This is a genomic window from Burkholderia sp. HMSC10F09, assembly GCF_001806955.1.
Classification (GTDB): domain Bacteria; phylum Pseudomonadota; class Gammaproteobacteria; order Burkholderiales; family Burkholderiaceae; genus Burkholderia; species Burkholderia multivorans.
Map to the genome: position 1 here is coordinate 1 of NZ_KV786842.1, position 15691 is coordinate 15691.

The following is a 15691-nucleotide window of genomic DNA, read 5'->3' on the forward strand; positions in this document are numbered from 1 at the left end:
CTGCCGCCGCCCGCGCCGCCCGGTGTCGCGGTGCCCGGCGCGGGCGACGCAGGCGGCTGAACCTGCGGCGGCGGCTGCAGCACCGAAGGCTCAGAACCCGCGCCCGACAGCGCGGCAGCGGACGCCGCCACTTCGGACGCCGGCACCCATTCTTCGACGATGCCGTCCGACGCGGCACCGGCGGCCGACGCGGCCGCTTCGCTCGACGCCGCACCGGCATCGGCCGGCTCGGGCTTGCGCGGCGTCCGCTGGACCTTGACCGGCGCGGCTGCCTTGTTCGGCTCGGGTCTGAACCACGTGTCGAACAGATCCGTCACGCGCTCGCGCACCGACGCGAACCAGCCCGGCGACGGCTCCGTATCGAAAGTCGCCTTCGGATCGATCAGCCGAGCACGCTGTGCACGCTGGAAGAAATCGCCGACGATCGGCAGCGCGCTGTGCGCGCCCTGCCCCCAGTAGTCGCTGCGCAGCGTCACGCGGCCGTCGTCGAAGCCGACCCACGCGCCGGCGACGAGCGCGGGCTGCATCAGGATGAACCAGCCGTCCGCGTTGTCCTGCGTCGTACCGGTCTTGCCGGCCACGTCGCCGCGCACGCCGAAGCGCGTGCGGATGCTCGCGCCGGTGCCGCGCGTGACGACGTTGCGCATCGTGTCGAGCAGCGTCTTGTCGGCTTCCGCATCGAGCGCGCGTTCCGGCGGCGCCGGCGCGAACTCGGCCAGCACGTCGCCGTTGCGGTTCTCGATCCGCGTCACCATCTGCGGCTCGACGTACAGCCCGTCGTTCGCGATCGTCGCGTACGAGGCGACCATCTCCTTCAGCGTCACGGGGCTCGTCCCGAGCGCGAGCGACGGCACGCGCTCGAGCGGACTCTCGCGCACGCCCATGTCGCGCGCGAGCCGCGCGACCGCCGCAGGGCCGACCTTCTCCATCACCTGCGCCGTGATCCGGTTGCGCGACAGCGCAAGCGCATCGCGCAGCGTCATCGGCTTGCCGGTCGGCGGCACGTCGTCGTTCGGCCGCCATACCTCGCCGCCTTTCAGCGGGATCTCCACCGGCTGGTCGACGAAGGTATCGTCGGGCTTCATGCCGCGCTCGAACGCAGCGCCGTACACGAACGCCTTGAACGTCGAGCCCGGCTGCCGCCGCGCCTGCGCGACATGGTCGAACGGCTCGCTCGCGAAGTCGCGGCTGCCGACCCACGCGCGGATCTGCCCGTCGCGCGGATCGATCGCGACGAAGCCGGCCTGCACGTCGGTCTTCGCCTTGCACAGCGCACGCATGAAGCCGCGATCCGCGGCGAGCGCCTTCATCGCGGCCGCGTCGTCCTTGCCGGCATCCTGCGCGGCCTTGTATTCGGGCGATTCGCGCATGAAAGTGCGGAACACTTCGTTGTCGGTCCCGCAGCCGTCGCGGCCGCTCCACGCGTTGTTCGCGATGCGCTGCAGTTCGTTCGTCTGCAGGATCAGCGCCTGCGTCGCCATCTGCTGCAGCCGCGCGTCGATCGTCGTGCGGACGATCAGCCCGTCCGAATAGATGTTGTAGTCGTTGCGGTCGGCCCACGCGATCAGCCATTTGCGCAGCTGTTGCGCAAAGTGCGGTGCCGGCCCCGGCGGCTCCTTCTGCCGCTCGAAGTCGATCCGCAGCGGCCGGCGCTGCAGTTGCGCGAACTGCGCGGGCGTCAGCTTTCCGTACTTCACCATCTGGCCGAGCACCGTATTGCGCCGCTGCAGCGCGCGTTCCGGGTTCAGCACCGGGTTGTAGTAGCTGTTGCCTTTCAGCATGCCGACGAGCGTCGCGCTGTCGAGCACGTCGAGTTCGTCGGCCGACTTGTCGAAGTAGGTGCGCGCGGCCATCTCGACGCCGTACGCGTTGTAGAGGAACGGCACCGTGTTCAGGTAGGTCTCGAGGATCTGGTCCTTGCTGTACACGGCCTCGATCTTCAGCGCGGTGATCGCCTCCTTCAGCTTGCGCGTGAGCGTCGGCGCGCGGCCGATCTCGTCCGGATACAGATTGCGCGCGAGCTGCTGCGTGATCGTCGAGCCGCCCTGCCGGTCGCCGGAGAACGTGTGGAGTGCGGCCGACGCGGTGCGTCGCCAGTCGAGGCCATGATGCTGGTAGAACCGGTGATCCTCGGTCGCGATCAGCGCATCGACCACGTGCGGCGAGATCTGTGCGAGCGGCACCCATTCGCGGTTCGACGGCTTGAACTCGGCGAGCAGCTTGCCGTCCGCCGACAGCACGCGCGCCGGCTGATCGACGCGCGCCTTGCGGATGTCGCCGATGCCGGGCGTGAACGGCACGAGCGCGAGCACGTACAACGCGAATAGTGCAGGCACGGCGGCGGCCGCAAGCAGCACGCCGCGGCGCGTCGGATGACGGAGATGGTGCCAGCCGGCGGCCAGCATACGCTTGACGGGCACGGCGGCGGCGGCCGCGGCCGGTTGCGCGCGCGCAACCCATTGGGCAAGAAGGTCGCGCACGGACGACTCGTTTCGGCGATTCACGCGGGTCGGGGATCTGCTGGAAAGGCAGCATCGTACCAAAACTCGCGCGACGCCCCGCCGCGCGGCGCACGCCCGGCGGCGCAAGCGTTCAGCGCACGAGGAAACCGTAGGTCAGCGGGTCGCGTTCGTCGACGATCCAGTTCGCGAAACCGCAGATGTGCGCACTGCCCTCCACTTCCGGGATCACGGCCGGCATCCCGCCGACCGTCGTCTCGCGCAGCACGCGCCCCTTGAACACGGTGCCGACGATCGACTCGTTGACGAGCGTGTCGCCGGCCGCGAGCAGCCCGCGCTGATAGAGCTGCGCGACGCGGCCGCCGGTGCCGGAACCGGTCGGCGAACGGTCGACTTCGCGGTCCGCGAATACGCAGCAGTTCGCCTGCGTCGAGCGCGGATCGCGCGGTGCGTTCGCGATGATCGTCCCGTAGATGTGATCGATTTCCGGAATCTCCGGATGCACGACCGGATACTTCGCGTTCGCGGCGGCCTTCACTTCCGCGCCGAAGCGGATCAGCCGTTCGACGGCCGATTCGCGCACGGGCAGATCGAACGGCGCGCCGTCGACGTAGAAATAGAACGCGCCGCCATACGCGATGTCGCCGGTCACGGTGCCGAACGACGGCGTGTCGACCGACACGTCGCGCTGCCAGATGAACGACGGCACGTTGACGAAACGCACGGGGCCCGCGTGCTCGCCGCCCCACTGGACGAACGCCTCGATGAAGCCGCACGGCGCATCGATGCCGACGCGCGTTTCCGGCACCGTGCGCTGCACCCAGCCGAGTTCGACCGCCGCAGTCGACAGCGCGATCACGCCGTGCCCGCAATGGTCGCTATAGCCTTCGTTGTGCACGAAGATCACGCCGAAATCCGCGTTCGGCGACACGGGCTCGGTCAGATAGCCGCCGTACATGTCGGCGTGGCCGCGCGGCTCGAACATCAGCGCGCGGCGGATCTCGTCGGCGTGCTCTTTCAGCCATGCGCGGCGCCGCACGATCGTGTCGCCCGGCAGACGCGGCAGCCCGCTCGTGACGATGCGGAACGCTTCGCCGCCCGTATGGACTTCGACGGTGGACAGGGATCGGGAGATCTTCATGATCGACTCGAGAACGTGAACGCGAAACGACGGCGGCGCGGCGCGCCGCCGGTGACGGGCGTACGGCTATCGCGCGTAGGGCTCGGGCAAGCCGTTGCGGATCACGTAGACGGTCGTCGGCGCGCCCTGCAGGTCGCCGTTCGCGTCGAACGAATAGGTGCCCGCGACGCCCGCGTAGTCCGACTTCGCGAGCTGCGCGATCAGCTTCGCCTTGTCGGTGGTCGTGCCGGCCTTGGCCATCGCATCGGCGAGCAGCTTCACGCCGTCGTAATAGTTCACGGCGTACACCTGCGTGTCGGTGTGATAGGTGTCGTGATACTTCTTCAGGAATGCGCGGCCGGCCGGCGTCTTGTCGAGTGCGACGCCGCCTTGTGCGCAGTAGACGATCGACGCCGCCTCGCCCGCCACCTTGCCCATGTCGGCCGAGCAGATGCCGTCGCCGCCGAGCAGCTTCGCGCGCAGCCCGCGCTGCTTCATCTGCCTGGCCATCGGCGCGCCTTGCGCCGCATAGCCGCCGAAGAAGATCACGTCCGGATTGCCGGCCTTGATCTTCGTGAGGATCCCGAGGAAATCGGTCGCCGACGAATTCGTGTATTCCTGGTCGACGATCCGGATGCCGTTGGCCTTCGCGACTTTCGCGAACTGCTCGGCGATCCCTTGTCCGTATGCGGTCCGATCGTCGATGATCGCGGCCGTCTTCGCGTTCAGCGTCGTCGCGGCGAACGCGGCCATCCTGCCGCCGAGCCGCTCGTCGCTCGCACCGATCCGGAAGATGTTCTTGAAGCCCTGCCGCGTGAGCGCCGGATTCGACGCGACCGGCAGGATCGGCACGCCGGCGTTCGCATACACGCGCGACGCCGGAATCGCGACGCCCGAGTTGTACGGGCCGAGCACCGCGACGACGCCCTTGTCGACGAGGTTCTGTGCGACCTGCACGCCGACCTTCGGATCGGCCTGATCGTCCTCCGACAGCAGCCGGAACGTGACCGTCTTGCCCGCGACCTTCACGCCGGCCCGGTTCAGTTCGTCGACCGCGAGCCGCGCGCCGTTTTCGTTGTCCTTGCCGTTCGCGGCCTGCGGGCCCGTGAGCGGCGCCGAGTGGCCGATCGTCACGACTTCCTGCGCATGAGCCGACGCGAGCGTGCCGGCCGCGACGGCAACCGACAGCACGGTAACGAGGTATCGCATGACGCGCTCCCGACTGGTTGGATCGCAACCAATGTAGACGACGCGTGGTCGGCCCGCAAGCAATTTCAAAATAATCGGTAGCAATCTGGTTCCGATGCCGACCAGATCGGCGCACCGCTATTTCGGCGCGATGTCGCGTCGAACGCGCCGGATGTGCTGCTCGACGTAGAACGCGGCCGCGTCCGCATCGCCGGACACGATCGCTTCGTAGATCAGCCGGTGTTCGGACACGTAGAGCCGGATCCGGCCTGCGTCGTAGATGCCGTCGTCCTTGAGCCGCTTCCACAACGGCTGATCCATCGTCTTCGCGACTTCGTCGGCGATCTTCACGATCAATGCGTCGCCGGTCATCAGCGCGAGTTGCCGATGGAACAGCCGGTCGCTCTCGTTCCATAGCGCGCGCTGCCGCGGATCGTCGATGTCGCTGATCGTTTCCATCTGCGCGAGATAGCGCTCGGCGACCGGATCGGCGCGCCCGTGCGCGGCGGCGAGCCGTGCGATCGCGGGTTCGAGGATCAACCGCACGTCGAGCGTCGACGTCGGGCTCACGTCGGCTTCGGACGGATCGCGCGCGTCGCCGCGCTGCGCGAGCACGTCGAGCGGCGACGACACGACGTAGGTGCCCGAATTGCGCTTCGTGAACACGAGCCCCTCGTTCTGCAACGCACCGATCGCTTCGCGCACCGCGGGCCGCCCGACCTGGAATAGCGCCGCGAGCTCGCGCTCGGACGGCAGCCGCGTGTCGGGCGCATAGCGTCCGGCACGAATCTCGTCCCGGATCTTCTCCGCAACCTGCTCGTAGATTTGCAGCGGGCGGAAACCGCCTTCGGGGGATTCGGGACGCGCGGACATCGTCTGGGGGCTCCTGCGTGGTCGGATGAGAATCGAAACGGATCGATCGCCCGCGCGGCGCGCGACAGCGATCGGTGGACAGATATTAGAACCAAACTCGGCCGGACGCTCGGTTTCCGGACTTGCCGCCGCGCGGCAAACTGGTATAAATTCGATCCAGCCTGCCACCTGTCGCGGTATCCGGCAGCCCGTCGCGCGCACCGCGCGCTCGTCCACGCTCACCGACGCCTACGATGACCGCTCTCTCCCGGACTCCCGTTTTCGACGCTGCCGATACGGCCGCGCTGCTCGACTACCACGCGCTGCTCGCCACGCTCGCCCGCACCGTCGCCGACTACGCGGCCGGAAAGATCGTCAGCCCCGAGCGGCTCGTCGTGCCGCTGCAGGCCGGCGGCGTGATGCTGTCGATGCCGTCCAGCGCGCACGATCTCGCGATCCACAAGCTCGTCAACGTGTGTCCCGGCAATGCGGCGCGCGGGCTGCCGACGATCCTCGGCCAGGTGATCGCGTGCGATGCGACGACCGGCGAGATGCGCTTCGTGCTCGACGGCCCGACCGTCACCGGTCGCCGCACGGCAGCCGTCACCGCGCTCGGCGTCCAGGCGCTGCACGGCACGCCGCGCGACATCCTGCTGATCGGCACGGGCAAGCAGGCCGCGAATCACGCGGAGGCGTTCACGGCGCTCTTTCCCGACGCGCGGCTGCACGTGCGCGGTTCGCGGGCCGCGAGCGCGGCTGAATTCTGCGCGGCACATCGCGCGCACGCGCCGCAGCTCGTGCCGCTCGACGACGATGCGATTCCCGATGCGATCGACGTCGTCGTTACGCTGACGACGAGCCGCACGCCCGTCTATCGCGACGCGGCGCGCGAAGGCCGGCTCGTGGTCGGCGTCGGCGCGTTCACGGCGGATGCGGCCGAAATCGCGGCGGACACCGTGCGGCACAGCCGGCTCGTCGTCGACGATCCGGCCGGCGCACGCCATGAAGCGGGCGACCTGATCGGCGCGAACGTCGACTGGCAGCAGGTCGCCTCGCTCGCCGACGTGCTGAACGGCACATTCGCGCGCGGCGGCCCGATGCTGTTCAAGACGGTCGGCTGCGCGGCATGGGATCTCGCCGCATGCCGCACCGCGCGCGATGCGCTCGCCGCGCGCGCGCAGCGCTGAACGGCGCCCAACATTGAGCCGCCGACGCAGCGCCGAGCCGCGCCCGCGGCGCGCAGCATGCGGTACCCGCTGCGCGCCCGCGTTCGTTGCGCCGCACCCACTGTAGGAAAACCCCTACAACGCGACGAAGCGGCCTACGCCAACTTCCAATTCCGCCGATTTCCTTTTCCGCGGCGCAGCACGATACTGGCTCGATGAATGCCGGTCCGTCGCCCGCTGTGCTGCGGGTATTCCTCGTCGACCATGCCGTACCCGTGCGGCGCCGGATCGCGCTGCTCGTCGGCGCGATCCGCGGCGTCGCGGTCGTCGGCGAAGCGGAGGACGGCCAGCGCGCGTGGACACAGATCCACCGCAGCCGGGCCGACGTCGTGATCGTCGATCTGCGGCTTGCCGACGGCAGCGGCCTGGACCTGATCGGGATGTTGTCGAAGGCCGTCCCGCGCATCGTCACGATCGTGCTGACGAACCATTCCGCGCCGGCATTCAGACAGGCGTGCGCGGCTGCCGGCGCCGATTATTTCTTCGACAAGACCGTCGAATTCGACGCCGCGTGCCGCCTGATCGAATCGCTGGTGCACGCACGCGCGCACCGACCTTGACCGTGCCGGAGTGTCTCATGTCCACTGCTACCGCCTGCGTCCTCGACGCGCCCGTGACCGGCCCGCAACCGAGCCCGTTTCAGGCCATCGCGCGCGCCGATTCGGCCAAGCCGGCAGCCGCGCGCTGCTCCGCGTGCGCGATGCGCGCGATGTGCCTGCCGCCGCACCTGACCGCGGCCGAGTACAGCCGCCTCGACGCGATCATCTGCGCGACGCGCCACGTGCGTCAGGGCGATGCGCTGTTCCGCGCGGACGATCCGTTCCACAGTCTGTACGCGGTACGCGCCGGCTCGTTCAAGACGGTGATGATGCATCGCGACGGCCGCGAGCACGTGACGGGTTTCCAGATCGCCGGCGAAACGCTCGGCCTCGACGGCATCGGCAGCGGTCGGCACTGCTGCGACGCGATCGCGCTCGAGGACAGCGTCGTGTGCATCATCCCGTTCGACGCGCTCGAAGCAGCGTGCCGCGAGATCAAGCCGATGCAGCACTTCCTCTATCAGCTGCTCAGCAGCGAGATCGTGCGCGAATCGAGCCAGATGCTGCTGCTCGGCACGATGTCGGCCGAGCAGCGCGTCGCGCATTTTCTGCTGAATCTGTCGTCGCGCTTCCAGGCGCGCGGCTATTCGGCCTCGGAATTCAATCTGCGGATGACGCGCGAGGAAATCGGCTGCTATCTCGGGATGAAGCTGGAAACGGTCAGCCGGATGTTCTCGCGCTTCCATCGCGACGCGCTCGTGGAAACGCGCGGCAAACGCGTGCGCATTCTCGACGCGCAGGCGCTCTCCCGCGTGTGACGCACGCGAACCGACGCGCGGCTGCGGCGGCCCGCCAGCCGCCGGCGGTCGCCTGTGAACCTCAGACGTTGAACGCCTGCGACATCTTCAGTTCGATCCACGTCATCCCGGCGCGCAAACCTTCGATCATCGCTTCGTGCTCGGTCGGATACGCGTGGCTGTGCTCGAACGTATGGTGAAATCGCCCGGCACCCGTGCCGTGCTCGACCGATACGCGGCAGCGGAACTCGCCCGATTCGCACGGCCGCGTCTCGACTTCGACCGACCAGTCGCGCTCGTGAATGTTGCCCTGCAGTGTCATGACTCCTCCTGCGGTGTCGGCCGTCGAACCGGCGATGGCCGCGCCGCCTGAAGCTGCGGCATGGGTCGGCCGTCGGTTTCGTCGAGCATTCGCCGTGCCCGGCGGCGCGATCGGCGGCCGCGCCTGCGCGGGCGGGCGCCCGCATCCGTTCACGTGAGCATAGTGGCGCGTGCCGCCGCACGCTTGATCTGCGTCAAGCGGGCGGCGCCGTTATCGTGCGGCCGGTTCGATCGTCGCGCCGCGTTCGGCGAGCAGTTCGCGCAGCACGCTGCGGTGGCAGCGGTTTTCGTCGTCGCAATAGCAGCCGATCGAGAACGCGGTCGTCGCCGACAGCGCCGCGAGCAGATCGAGCACCTTCGCCGCATCGCCATGCGCCATTTCGGCACGGAAGTGACGCTTGAACGCGCGCCATTCGGCGTCGCTTTCGGCGGCCTGCGCCTGCGCGACGAGTTCGGCGCTCGGCGACAGCGTCGGCAGCCACACGTCGTAATAATCGCGCGAGGCGAATTCGGCTTTCGGCACGCCGCGCGGCGGCCGCCGCACCGTGCCGATCCGCACCCCTTCGCCCGTTGCGCGCGGCGATCCCAGCTGTACGATCCGTATACCCATGCGTTCCGTGTCGATCTGCGTACGATTCCGTGATCGTACTGCTGTGCCTGCGACCGCGACAGGGGGGCGGCGGCGGACGGCAGCATAAAAAAACCGGCTGCCTCCGTCGAGGAGACAGCCGGTTTTCGCGACGCATGCAACCGCGTTCAGACGCCGCTCTTCAGCACCTTGCCGATCGCATCCGCGACGATGCCGACGTTCGAATCGTTCAGCCCGGCCACGCACATGCGGCCCGAGCGCAGGATGTACACGCCGTGCACTTCGCGCAGCGCTTCGACCTGCGATTCGGTCAGGCCCGTATACGTGAACATCCCGCGCTGCTTCACGTAGCGCGTGAGCGCTTCGCCGCTGACGTGATCGCGCAGCCCGTCGTGGATCGCCTGACGCATGCGCGCGATGCGGCGGCACATCGCCGCGAGTTCTTCTTCCCACTGCTTGCGCAGTGCGGGCGTATTGAGCACGGCCGACACGACCTTTGCACCGTACGTTTGCGGGTTGCTGTAGTTCGAGCGCACGGCGCCGGCAAGCTGGCCGAGCACGCGCTCGGCGGCGGCCGCATCTTCGCAGACGACGCTGAGCCCGCCGACGCGTTCGCCATACAGCGAGAAGTTCTTCGAGAACGAATTCGCGACCAGCGCCGGCACGCCGCGCCGCGCCAGTTCGCGCACCGCGAACGCATCGGCGTCGAGCCCCGCGCCGAAGCCCTGGTAGGCCATGTCGACGAACGGCAGCAGTTCGCGCGCTTCGATCACGTCGATCAGCTTTTCCCACTGACCTTCGTCGAGATCGACGCCGGTCGGGTTATGGCAGCACGCATGCAGCAGCACGACGCTGCGCGCCGGCAGCGCGTCGATCGCCGCGAGCATCGCGTCGAACTTCAGACCGCCCGTCGCTTCGTCGTAGTACGGATACGTGTTCACCGTGAAGCCCGCACGCTCGAAGATGAAGCGGTGGTTTTCCCAGCTCGGATCGCTCAGCCATACCTGCGCGTCGGGGAAATAGCGCTTCAGGAAATCCGCGCCGACCTTCAGCGCGCCCGAGCCGCCGAGCGTCTGCACGGTCGCGATGCGACCGGCCGCACGCGCCGGATGATCGGCGCCGAACACGAGCGCCTGCACCGCGTCGCGATACGCGGCCAGACCGACCATCGGCAGGTACGGCTTCGGGCCGCTCTCGCGCTGCAGCGCCGTTTCGGCTTCGCGTACCGCGCCCATCACCGGAATCCGCCCATCGGCATCGAAATAGATGCCGATGCTGAGGTTGACCTTGCGGTCGCGCGGATCTTTCTGGAAGTTCTCGTTCAGCGTGAGGATCGGATCGCCCGGATACGCTTCGATATGTTCGAACATGGCTATGTCGGTCTCGTTTGGAGGAATGATCGGGCGCGGCGCGCGTCAGCGTGCGGATGCGCCGTTACGCAGCGCATAGCCGGCATTCTTCTGACGGAAGCGATACCCGACCGCGAGAACCGCGAGCCACACGGGAATCAGGTACACCGACAGGCGGAGATCCGGCGTCAGGTACATCACGACGAGAATGCCAGCCATGAACGCCAGGCACAGGTAATTCGTGAAAGGATAGCCCAGACTGCGGAAGGACGTCTCCTCCCCGGCTGCCCGCTTGGCCTGACGGAACTTCAGATGGATCAGCGTGATCATCGCCCAGTTGATGATCAGCGCCGACACGACGAGCCCCATCAGCACTTCGAACGCCTTGCCCGGCATGAAGTAGTTGACCAGCACGCAGACGCCCGTCGCGAGTGCCGACGCGCCGAGCGCGGCGAGCGGAATGCCGCGCCGGTTGACCGAGCACAGCACCTTCGGCGCATTGCCCTGCTTCGCGAGGCCGAACAGCATCCGGCTGTTGCAGTAGACGCCGCTGTTGTACACCGACAGCGCCGCCGTCAGCACGACGACGTTCAGCACGTTCGCGACCACGTCGCTGCTCAGCGCATGGAAGATCAGCACGAACGGGCTGCCGCCGGACACGACCTTTTGCCACGGATACAGCGACAGCAGCACGCCGAGCGCGCCGATGTAGAAAATCAGGATCCGGTAGATGACCTGGTTCGTCGCGCGCGGAATGCTGCGCTTCGGATCGTCGGCTTCGGCCGCCGTGATCCCGACCAGTTCGAGCCCGCCGAACGAGAACATGATCGCGGCCATCGACATCACGAGGCCCGACACGCCGTTCGGGAAGAAGCCGCCGTGCTGCCACAGGTTCGCGACGCTCGCTTCCGGTCCCGCATGCCCGCTCGCGAGCAGCCAGCCGCCGAAGCCGATCATGCCGACGATCGCGGCGACCTTGATGATGGAGAACCAGAATTCCGTCTCGCCGTACGACTTCACGCTGGTCAGGTTGACGAGGTTGATGACGACGAAGAACACGAGCGCGGAGACCCACGTCGGCACGCCGGGCCACCAGTACTGCACGTAGATGCCGACGGCCGACAGCTCGGCCATGCTGACGAGGATGTAGAGCACCCAGTAGTTCCAGCCGGAGAGGAAACCTGTGAAGTGCCCGCAGTATTTGTCTGCGAAATAGCTGAACGAGCCGGCGACGGGCTCGTCGACGACCATCTCGCCGAGCTGACGCATGATGAAAAACGCGACGACGCCGGCCACCGCATAGCCGAGCAGCACGGACGGGCCGGCCATCTTGATCGTCTGCGCAATGCCCAGGAACAGCCCCGTACCCAGCGCGCCACCCAGCGCAATCAGCTGGATGTGCCGGTTCTTCAGCCCACGCTTCAGGCCGTCCTTCTCGTTTCCAGAAACCATGTCTTCTCCACTCTGTCCGCCTCCGCCGGAAGCGGTGCGCCTTCGGGGTGCCGGGCGCTGTTTTGCTGTGCCGGCGGCCGTTCGTGGAGCCGCCGGGTTGGGGACTGCAATCTTCGCGTGGCGGTGCCCGATGCCCGTCGCCGTGTCTGCGCACGGTCGCCGGGCCGTCGCCCGCCGCTGCAGCAGGCGGGCGCACACGAAAATCCGGCGTCAGTTTAGCGTCGCGGTCGGGAAATCGGGTTTCGTAACCCGTTCATGCAAACCCTACATTATGAGATAAGATTGCATCCAGGAGACAGATGAGGAAACAAAAATGCCTGAACCGGTTCTCGATCGCATCGATCGCCACCTGCTCGCGATCCTGCAGGAGAACGGCCGTGCGTCGAATCTCGAACTGGCCAAAGCGGTCGGACTGTCGCCCGCGCAGACGTTGCGGCGTCACCGGCGGCTCGAGGAGATCGGCGCGATCCGCCGCTACGAGACGCGGCTGTGCCCCGATACGCTCGGCTTCGGCGTCACGGCGTTCGTGCACGTGACGATGGAGCGCGGGCATATCCGCGACCTGTCGAAGTTCCAGAAGCTCGTGTCCGATCTCGCGCAGATCCAGGAGTGCTTCTCGGTGACGGGCGACATCGACTACGTGCTGAAGGTTGTCGCCCACGATCTGAAGGGATTGTCGAGGTTCCTGCTCGAGACGCTGATGCGCATTCCCGGTGTGAGCGGCGTGCATTCGAGCGTCTGTCTCGACGAAATCAAGTGCACGAGCGCGATGCCGGTCGAAGAGTGACGGGCGATCGTGCACTTGCCGCGGCACGGGCGGTCGTGCTCTTTCGTCTCGCGATGTGCGGGGCGCCCTGTCTTTCCGTTTGAGCATCGGCCGCCGACCCCGCCGCGCCATTCCGCACTATTCCGCGCGACTCAGCGCACGGCAGCGAATGTACTGATCAACAGCGCACCGGCCGCGATCACGGCGCATCCGGCCGCGCGACGCGGCGTCAGCCGCTCGCCGAGATACACGCGTGCGATCAGCGCAGCAAATACGACGCTCGTTTCGCGCAGCGCCGATACGGGCCCCATCGGCGCCCGGTCCATCGCCCAGATCACGATGCCGTACGCGAGCGCCGCGAATACGCCGCCGCACGCCGCCTTCGCCGTTTCCGCCCCATCCTGCAGAACCCGCAGCGGCCCGGCGCGCAGCCGATAGTACGCGGCCATCAGCGCACCCGTCAGCACGAACATCCACGCGGTATAGCCGACCGTGCTGCCGCTTTCACGCACGCCGATTCCGTCGACCACGCTGTATGCGGCAATCGACACGCCGGTCGCGAATGCCGTCGGCAGGACCTGCGCCATCGCGTGCGTCGCGGCGCGGCCGCGCTCGAGTCCGATCGCCATGATGCCCGCGCAGATCAGCACGAGCCCGGCCTGCGCACCCGCGCTTAAATGTTCGCCGGCGAATGCCGCCGCACCGAGCGTGACGAGCAGCGGCGCCGTGCCGCGCGCGACGGGATACGCGACGCTGAGATCGCCGTGCTCGTATGCGCGCACGAGCAGCAGCGTATAGACGACGTGCAGCACGGCCGAGGCGATCACATAAAGCCAGCTCGCCGGCGCGACCGGCGCGGCCGCGGGCAGGAACAGCAGCGCAAACGCGCCGATCGCGATCTGCAGGACGGTGGCCGAGCGCAACCGGTCGCCGCTGCTGCGCACCAGCGCATTCCACGATGCGTGCAGGAAGGCGGCACACAGAACGGCAAACAGGACGGGGATCGGCACGCTGACGGCTCCGGATGACGCGCACGGCGAAGTCGCCGCAGCGGGCGTTCATCCTATGAAGCTGTCACACTGTTGTCAAAAACCGCCTCTCGCTCATGTCGGGTGCCGACGCCTGCTCCCCATCATGCGCCCCGCGCGCCGTTCGCCCTTTCCGTTGTCTTTCGCCGCGCGCGACGAAGTAATGAAATCGATACCGCAGCGCAATGCAGGCGAAACCAGTCCGTCCCCATATCTTCACGTCAGGCTGTTTCAATGCCGGTGCTCTATCGCGCGCGCCGCGTCCAACGCCCCGGCGACGGCGCCGCTTCCACCGCCGAAAACCTACCCGGAGTTTCCCGATGTTCCGTCAAGCCTTGCTCGTTACCGCCTGCGCCGGCGCAGCGCTGACGCTGTTCGCCTGCGGCGGCAGCGACGATCCGACGTCGACGCCCGTCTCGTCGCAGGACGCATTGCAGACCGCCACGCCGATCAAGCACCTCGTCGTGATCTACGGCGAAAACGTCTCGTTCGACCACTACTTCGGCACCTATCCGAACGCGGCGAACCCGGCCGGCGAGCCGGCGTTTACGGCCAAGGCGGGCACGCCGACGGTCAACGGCCTGACGGGCACGCTGCTCACCGCGAACCCGAACTTCACGAACACCGCGAACGGCACCGACGCCGCGAACCCGTTCCGTCTCGACCGCACGCAGGCGGCGACCGCCGACCAGAACCACGCGTACACGGCCGAACAGCAGGCCGAGGACAACGGCCTTGCCGACCTGTTCCCGAAATACACGGGCAAGGGCTCGTCCGGCGGCGCCGGCGCGTTCGGCACCAAGGGCCAGGTGATGGGCTACTTCGACGGCAATACGGTGACCGCGCTGTGGAACTACGCGCAGCGCTTCGCGATGAGCGACAACGCGTACACGACGGTCTACGGTCCGTCGACGCCCGGTGCACTGAACGTCGTGTCGGGCCAGACGAACGGCATGCAGATCGTGAAGACGTCCGCGCAGCCGTCGACGCTCGCGAAGAGCTCGTACTACATCAACGACGGCCAGGGCGGCTACACGATGATCAACGACGTCGATCCCGGCTACGACGTCTGCTCGAGCACGACCGATCAGGCGATGATGTCCGGCAAGAACATCGGCGACCTGCTGAACGCGGCCCACATCACGTGGGGCGGCTTCATGGGCGGCTTCAACCTGTCGACGACGAACAGCAACGGCACGACCGGCTGCAACCGCAGCACCGTCGCGACCGCCGTGAACGCCGCGACCGCCGACTACATCCCGCATCACAACTGGTTCCAGTACTACGCGTCGACCGCGAATCCGCAGCACACGCGTCCGAGCTCGATCGCGGCGATCGGCTCGAGCGTCGAAACCGACGGCAAGACGCCCGAACCGGCGAATCACCAGTACGACACCGACGACTTCTTCGCCGCCGTGAAGGCCGGCAACTTCCCGTCGGTCAGCTTCCTGAAGGCGCCGGCCGCGCAGGACGGCCATGCCGGCTACTCGGATCCGCTCGACGAGCAGGCGTTCGTCACGAAGGTCGTCAACTTCCTGCAGCAGCAGCCCGACTGGCAGAACACCGCAGTGATCGTTACCTATGACGACTCGGACGGCTGGTACGACCATGCGTACACGGCGCCTACGCGCGCGTCGTCGGACGCTGTCGACCAGGTCAGCGGCAACGGCCAGTGCGGCAGCGGCGGCACGACCGGCGTGAACGGCGGCACCGTGAACGGCCGTTGCGGCCCCGGCGTGCGCATTCCGTTCGTCGTGATCTCGCCGTACGCGAAGCAGAACTACGTCGACCACACGATGATCGACCAGGCGTCCGTCGTGCGCTTCATCGAGGACAACTGGCTCGGCGGGCAGCGCATCGGCGGCGGTTCGTTCGACGCATCGGCGGGCGACCTGCGCGGGCTGTTCGACTTCGCGTCGAAGCCGAATACCACGCCGCTCTATCTCGATCCGACGCAAGGCACCACGCTGAGCGCCGCGCCGTCGATCTGACGGGCGTCGTCGCG

At 67.6% G+C, this 15691-nt stretch carries 14 protein-coding genes; 5 read left to right on the forward strand and 9 right to left on the reverse strand.

Annotated elements, in window-relative coordinates:
* The 4 genes from HMPREF3115_RS21910 to HMPREF3115_RS21925 all read right to left on the reverse strand — a co-directional run.
* Positions 1-2480: penicillin-binding protein 1A (locus tag HMPREF3115_RS21910; RefSeq protein WP_070556084.1), on the reverse strand; the 2480-nt coding region annotated here is incomplete at its 3' end.
* A 112-nt stretch (positions 2481-2592) separates the two neighbouring features.
* Positions 2593-3600: a trans-3-hydroxy-L-proline dehydratase gene (lhpH, locus tag HMPREF3115_RS21915; protein ID WP_070556039.1), complete on the reverse strand. Its 1008-nt coding sequence runs from the start codon at positions 3598-3600 to the stop codon at positions 2593-2595.
* Between the two features lie 66 nt (positions 3601-3666).
* The gene (locus HMPREF3115_RS21920; RefSeq protein ID WP_070556041.1) at positions 3667-4788 is read right to left on the reverse strand and encodes a branched-chain amino acid ABC transporter substrate-binding protein; all 1122 of its coding nucleotides are present in this window, start codon (positions 4786-4788) and stop codon (positions 3667-3669) included.
* A gap of 117 nt (positions 4789-4905) precedes the next feature.
* The gene (locus HMPREF3115_RS21925) at positions 4906-5640 is read right to left on the reverse strand and encodes a FadR/GntR family transcriptional regulator (RefSeq protein ID WP_035487703.1); all 735 of its coding nucleotides are present in this window, start codon (positions 5638-5640) and stop codon (positions 4906-4908) included.
* Positions 5641-5873: 233 nt separating this feature from the next.
* Here HMPREF3115_RS21925 and lhpI point away from each other — a divergent pair, with 233 nt between their 5' ends.
* The 3 genes from lhpI to HMPREF3115_RS21940 all read left to right on the forward strand — a co-directional run bounded on the left by lhpI (position 5874) and on the right by HMPREF3115_RS21940 (position 8202).
* A complete protein-coding gene (gene lhpI, locus HMPREF3115_RS21930; RefSeq protein ID WP_006403577.1) occupies positions 5874-6806 on the forward strand; it encodes a bifunctional Delta(1)-pyrroline-2-carboxylate/Delta(1)-piperideine-2-carboxylate reductase in 933 nt (310 codons plus the stop codon).
* 194 nt (positions 6807-7000) lie between these two features.
* Positions 7001-7405: a response regulator gene (locus HMPREF3115_RS21935; protein WP_006397100.1), complete on the forward strand. Its 405-nt coding sequence runs from the start codon at positions 7001-7003 to the stop codon at positions 7403-7405.
* 17 nt (positions 7406-7422) lie between these two features.
* The gene (locus HMPREF3115_RS21940; RefSeq protein ID WP_059939747.1) at positions 7423-8202 is read left to right on the forward strand and encodes a helix-turn-helix domain-containing protein; all 780 of its coding nucleotides are present in this window, start codon (positions 7423-7425) and stop codon (positions 8200-8202) included.
* A 61-nt stretch (positions 8203-8263) separates the two neighbouring features.
* Here the strand turns inward: HMPREF3115_RS21940 and HMPREF3115_RS21945 are convergent, their stop codons facing one another.
* From HMPREF3115_RS21945 to HMPREF3115_RS21960, 4 genes are all read right to left on the reverse strand, one after another.
* A complete protein-coding gene (locus tag HMPREF3115_RS21945; protein ID WP_006397102.1) occupies positions 8264-8503 on the reverse strand; it encodes a hypothetical protein in 240 nt (79 codons plus the stop codon).
* A gap of 210 nt (positions 8504-8713) precedes the next feature.
* Entirely contained in the window at positions 8714-9112 is a 399-nt protein-coding gene (locus HMPREF3115_RS21950) for a DUF488 domain-containing protein (RefSeq protein ID WP_070556043.1), read from the reverse strand.
* A 146-nt stretch (positions 9113-9258) separates the two neighbouring features.
* Positions 9259-10461, reverse strand: a complete 1203-nt coding sequence (locus HMPREF3115_RS21955) for an amino acid aminotransferase (RefSeq protein ID WP_059939647.1) — start codon at positions 10459-10461, stop codon at positions 9259-9261.
* Positions 10462-10506: 45 nt separating this feature from the next.
* A complete protein-coding gene (locus HMPREF3115_RS21960; RefSeq protein WP_006403583.1) occupies positions 10507-11892 on the reverse strand; it encodes an amino acid permease in 1386 nt (461 codons plus the stop codon).
* 313 nt (positions 11893-12205) lie between these two features.
* Between HMPREF3115_RS21960 and HMPREF3115_RS21965 the strand changes: the two genes are divergently transcribed.
* Positions 12206-12679 carry an Lrp/AsnC family transcriptional regulator gene (locus HMPREF3115_RS21965; RefSeq protein WP_006397107.1) on the forward strand — a complete coding sequence of 158 codons (474 nt, stop codon included), beginning with the start codon at positions 12206-12208 and terminating at the stop codon, positions 12677-12679.
* Positions 12680-12810: 131 nt separating this feature from the next.
* Here the strand turns inward: HMPREF3115_RS21965 and HMPREF3115_RS21970 are convergent, their stop codons facing one another.
* The gene (locus tag HMPREF3115_RS21970) at positions 12811-13668 is read right to left on the reverse strand and encodes an EamA family transporter (RefSeq protein ID WP_070556046.1); all 858 of its coding nucleotides are present in this window, start codon (positions 13666-13668) and stop codon (positions 12811-12813) included.
* Between the two features lie 338 nt (positions 13669-14006).
* Here HMPREF3115_RS21970 and HMPREF3115_RS21975 point away from each other — a divergent pair, with 338 nt between their 5' ends.
* Positions 14007-15677, forward strand: coding sequence for a phospholipase C (locus tag HMPREF3115_RS21975; RefSeq protein ID WP_070556048.1), 1671 nt, complete (start codon positions 14007-14009; stop codon positions 15675-15677).
* Positions 15678-15691 lie beyond the last annotated feature (14 nt).